Here is a 1,093-nt window from a genome sequence, read left to right on the forward strand (position 1 = left end):
TAACAATTACCAACACTGGCATTTCCAAGAATGGTGTTGGTGAGAAAGGGGGCGGCATCTACAACTTGGGCACAGTAACCATTGACGCAGCGGGCATTTCCAACAACGGTGCCGACCAGGAGGGAGGTGGCATCTACAACGGCAGCGGCGGCAAGGTAACAATTACCAACACTGGCATTTCCAAGAATGGTGTTGGTGAGAAAGGGGGCGGTATCTACAACCTGGGCACAGTAACCATTGACGCAGCGGGCATTTCCGACAACGGTGCCGGCCAGGAGGGAGGCGGCATCTACAACGGCAGCGGCGGCACGGTAACGGTTACCAACGCCGGCATTGTCAACAATGGTGCTGGCAAGGAAGGGGGCGGCATCTACAATTTAGGCACGACAAACATCAGCAAAACAGGGATCTCCGGCAATAACGTTAGTGAAAAGGGGGGCGGCATTTACAACGGCAATGGCGGCAAGGTGACCCTCAACGCAAGCGAGATCTCCTTCAACAATGTCGGCCAGGAGGGGGGAGGCATCTATGTTTCCAGCAGCAGTACAGTAAACATTACCAACAGCACCCTATCAGGAAATAGTGCTGGCACAAAAGGCGGTGGCATTTACAATCTCGGCACCAGCAGTCTAAGCTTTGTAACAATTGCATCGAACTCAGCTTCAAAAGGTGGAGGTATTTTCAACGACGCCACAGCCAACCTCAGAAACTCAATCGTAGCAAACAGTACAAGCGGAGGTAATTGTTCCAACGCTGGCACTCTCACCCCCAGCGGGGCGAATCTCGACACCGATGGAAGCTGCCCAGGATTTACGGCTGTGACCTCAGCAGCTTTGAACCTTGGGCCACTGGTCAACAATGGTGGGCCGACCCAGACCCATGCCCTTCTGGCAGGCAGTGTAGCCATCGACGCTGTGCCAGCCGGGCAGTGTACCGACCTGAACAGTAGCCCTGTCAACCAGGATCAGCGGGGTTTTTCCCGACCTGCTGGAGTTCGGTGTGATGTAGGAGCATATGAGGAGCAAGCTCCGCCCACCCCCACTCCAACACCCACGCCCACTCCAACACCCACGCCCACTCCAACACCCACGCC

The 1,093-nt window shown here is 55.5% G+C and carries 1 protein-coding gene; it reads left to right on the plus strand.

Going from position 1 to position 1,093, the window contains the following annotated elements; translation table 11 throughout:
• Positions 1-1,093, plus strand: a 1,093-nt coding sequence (locus NW846_RS12525) for a choice-of-anchor Q domain-containing protein (RefSeq protein ID WP_414516198.1), incomplete at both ends; no start/stop codon positions are given.

The organism is Synechococcus sp. W60.3 (assembly GCF_047502615.1).
Taxonomy (GTDB): Bacteria; Cyanobacteriota; Cyanobacteriia; order Thermostichales; family Thermostichaceae; genus Thermostichus.